General features: G+C 67.5%; 5 protein-coding genes. 3 read left to right on the forward strand and 2 right to left on the reverse strand.

The window, feature by feature from the left end; genetic code table 11:
• Nucleotides 1-849: AAA family ATPase (locus tag VF697_RS42475; protein ID WP_331104346.1), on the forward strand; the 849-nt coding region annotated here is incomplete at its 5' end.
• Nucleotides 846-1,427 carry a hypothetical protein gene (locus VF697_RS42480; protein WP_331104348.1) on the forward strand — a complete coding sequence of 194 codons (582 nt, stop codon included), beginning with the start codon at nucleotides 846-848 and terminating at the stop codon, nucleotides 1,425-1,427. The genes VF697_RS42475 and VF697_RS42480, both read left to right, overlap by 4 nt.
• Nucleotides 1,428-1,541: 114 nt before the next feature.
• On the opposite strand, the gene VF697_RS42485 is transcribed toward VF697_RS42480, so the two are convergent.
• Both VF697_RS42485 and VF697_RS42490 read right to left on the reverse strand, forming a co-directional pair.
• A complete protein-coding gene (locus VF697_RS42485; RefSeq protein ID WP_331104350.1) occupies nucleotides 1,542-2,006 on the reverse strand; it encodes a hypothetical protein in 465 nt (154 codons plus the stop codon).
• 7 nt (nucleotides 2,007-2,013) lie between these two features.
• Nucleotides 2,014-3,123 carry a peptidoglycan-binding domain-containing protein gene (locus tag VF697_RS42490; protein ID WP_331104352.1) on the reverse strand — a complete coding sequence of 370 codons (1,110 nt, stop codon included), beginning with the start codon at nucleotides 3,121-3,123 and terminating at the stop codon, nucleotides 2,014-2,016.
• A 155-nt stretch (nucleotides 3,124-3,278) separates the two neighbouring features.
• On the opposite strand from VF697_RS42490, the gene VF697_RS42495 reads away from it, so the two are divergent.
• Nucleotides 3,279-3,572 (forward strand): DUF2381 family protein (locus VF697_RS42495; RefSeq protein WP_331104354.1); only part of this gene is annotated, 294 nt, incomplete at its 3' end.

Genomic DNA, 3,572 nt, shown 5'->3' on the forward strand with positions numbered 1-3,572 from the left:
AAATCTTACGACTTTTCACAAGAGGAACTCTGGGACGGATTGGCGGAGGACGGGCGTGTCCTGTGCAATGGGCTCATCCGGGATTGGGTCTATTGGCAGTTGAGGCGCTCGGAGTCTTTCGAGCGCTTGTGCAAGGTGCTGACTGTTCTGTCCCCAGATGCCAAGGAGCCATTGCGGCCTGGAGATCCCACCCGATTGGGAGTTGATGATGCGCGGGACATTCCGACGCTGGAGATGCCGTATGGCATCGTTCCCCTCACGCACGCGTCTGCTGGGATCCGGCGTATCGTCGGTCTCGCCTACCTTCTCGTCTGGGCTTGGGAGGAACATCGGCGGGCCGCCGAGCTGCTTCAGCAGCAGGTCGCCGATCAGGTCGTGCTCCTTGTTGACGAGGTAGAGGCGCACCTCCATCCCCGTTGGCAACGGCTCATCCTTCCTTCGCTGCTGGCCGTCGTCCAAGAACTCCGCCCGGACGTGAAGGTCCAGGTGATTGCCGTCACTCATTCACCCATGGTCCTCGCCTCGGTGGAGCCCTCCTTCGACCCGGACCAGGACGCGCTCTTCATGTTCGACCTTGTGGGTCACGAGGTGAAGGTCACCAAGGCCGACTGGCGGCCTCGGGGCGATGCCAACGCGTGGCTCACCTCTGAAGTCTTCGATCTCAAGGAGCCTCGGTCCGTGGAAGCCGAGGAGGCCATCACCCGCGCCAAGGCCGCGCTCAAGGATCCGCACCTCCCGATCGAGGAGGTGAAGCGGATTCACAACGAGCTGTATCGGCTCCTCAAGGATACTGATCCGTTCTGGCCACGCTGGCTCGCGCGTGCCGAGGCCGCGGGGATCGAGCCGTGATCCACGTCGAGCCCCAGCCCGAGCCCCCGGACTTCGACGCCAGGGTTCGTCAGCCGGGTCGTGCCGATCTGTCCTCGCCCGCCGGCGAACTGCGCTCGCACTGGCGTCACTGCGCGACGCAACTCTGGGCGGCATACAAGGGCGTCTGTGCCTATTCCTCCCTCCATATCCCTCGGGGCACCGGCGCGCTCTCGGTAGACCATCTGCTTCCCAAGTCGAAGCGTCGCGAGCTGGCCTATGAGTGGAGCAACTACCGGCTCGCGTGTGTCCGGATGAACGCGCGCAAGAACGACCTCGAGGACGTTCTGGATCCGTTCGAGGTGCAGGACGGGTGGTTCGCGCTCGAGTTGTCCACGCTCGAGGTCATTCCGGGCGAAGGGTTGACCGAAACGATGCGTGCGCGGGTCCAGAAGACGATCGACCGATTGAACCTGAACGATGATGAGTTCGTTCGGGCCAGGGAGGCCTATCACACGGCCTGGCGGGAGGGAGACATGTCGTTCCGCCTCATCCGCAAGCACTGCCCCTTCCTGGCCAAGGAACTGCTCCGCCAGGGCCTCGTCCAGGACGAGGGGTAAACTCCAGGACTGGGGAGCGAACCAAGGCCCCCACTCCTCCACTGGTTGTCAGACGATTCGTAGGGGGCGAGGTGTCGGGACGAGTCGGTTGACACCTTTCCCGGCCCCAGGGGGCTAGCGGGACTCCGTGGAAGCCTGGGCGCGCAGGATGGCCTCCTGCACCGCCTGCTTCAACGCCCCCACCGTGTGTTTCGAGGCCGGGAGGGTCACCGGCCGCGCGCCTTCCAGGATGAGGTCCTCCGGCTCGGGCTGCTCGAAGGTGGACGCCTCGACGACCGGAACCTGGAGCGGCAGTCGTTGACGGCGCCAGGGCACTCCGTACCAGGTGAACTGGTACAGGAGTCCTTCCGGAGCCACCACCAGCCGGTAGCCGAACCCGAACCCGAGGGCGAGGCACCCCGCGAGCCCGAGGAGTGCCTCCCGCACTCCGCCGACGGCCAGCAGCAGGGGCAACAGCAGCCCTCCCGCCGCCCCGGCGACTCCCACTCCCAGCCGCGAATTCCAGCCCTGAATGATGGTGACCCCCGCTCGGGGTCCCCGCCGCTCACGCCAGCCGCCCAGGCGCCAGGAGAAGGCCATGCGCGCGTCAGCGACGAGTGCGGCTCTGGCTACCCCGCATGGCCCTTTCGTAGCCGTGCTCGGCCGCGGCTCCGCCTGCCCAGGCGAATCCGCCCACGACCACGAGGCTGACGAGCATGGCGCACACGGGAGCCCCGGGGCCGCACATCAGCGAAGCCGTCCACCCCGCCACCAGGCCCCCGCCCATGGAGCCGATGACCCCTCCGCCGATGCCACTCGCCTCCCGTCCCGCGGTGTAGAGCCGCTGTCCCTCGGGCGCGTTCCTGATCTCGTAGCCCGACAGGGCCAGTCCGCCAACAACCGCCGCGGGCCCCGCCACGCGCGAGAAGCGGGCCACCGCCGTCACGGTGGCGTTGGGACGCCCCGCTGCGTGGATGATCTCCCGGGAGACCGCCTCGCTCCGCCCCAGCTCCTCGACGGCCCGCGTATACAGGGCGCGATTGAAGAGGCGCGAATTGGGGTCCAGTGTGCTCAGGCCATGCTGCCGCCTCAGCTCCGGCGAGTTCTCCAGCAGCCGGTGCGCGTACCGCTGAACCAGCTCCGGCAGCGTCTTGCCCTCTTCCTTGAGGGCTCGGGACAACGCCCGGCCTCCAGGGCTCAACTGCTGCCGGGTCGAGGTGAGCAGAGCGTTGCGCTGTCCGGACGCCATGATCCGGGCGTCCATGTGGGAAATCCTCCCGGCCTCGAGGTCGTTGAGGACCCGCGCCGCCGCCTGCTGCGCCGGATCGACGTACTGGTTGAGGCGAACGCGGGAGTCGAAGCTCTGAATCGCCGAGTTCGCCGTGAAGCCCCCCGTCCTCCGATCGTTCTGGGGGCGCCTGTTCTGGCTCACGGCGGTCGTGGAGCGCTGCGCCATGTCTTGTGGGCGTGGGGGCGTGAAAGCCGGGGGCCGGCAGACCTGGATCGACGATGGCGCCGAAGGCGGCACGGTGAGGCCCAGCTGCCGCATCGTCTCGGGGCCGACGATGCCATCGGCGTTCATGCGGCGTGACTGCTGGAAGGCCTTCACGGCATCCACGGTCCTCGACCCGAAGATGCCGTCGATCGGGTCGATACGGAAGCCGAGCGAGGTGAGCCGGCGCTGCAGGGCGCGCACGTGCTCGCCCTGGGCACCCATTCGAAGACCCGGTCCCGCGTTGCTCGAAGATGACCCTGATGGCATGGAAGCTCCTCACGATGGGCGCGCCAGGAAAAGGCCCAGGTGGGCAGTGTACATCGGGCCCCGGCGGGCTGGGCATCTGCTAGGGTGGACTCCGGAGGTATTCCACCCTGGTGCGACTTCTCCCGTGGCTACCGCTCGTCATTCTCCTGACGGGGACTACAGCGACAGCGCAGTCCCCGTCCCCAGTCCGCGAGCAGCAGCAGCGGCAAGTGGTCGTCCCCAGCAGCCCCAACGAGCCCGTGCCCGAGGTGCGGGTGGCGGCCAAGGTCACCACCTACCTGCGTTTCAAGGCCCCCATCGACAAGGCCTCCTTGGAGGTGGACGGGCGGGCAACGCGCTTCCGGCTGGTGGACCCGGGTGAGTACACCCTCGCGCTCGAACCCGCTGCCGAGCTGGACCCCGAG

Origin of the sequence: Archangium sp. (assembly GCF_036388035.1) — a bacterium.
Lineage (GTDB): Bacteria > Myxococcota > Myxococcia > Myxococcales > Myxococcaceae > Archangium.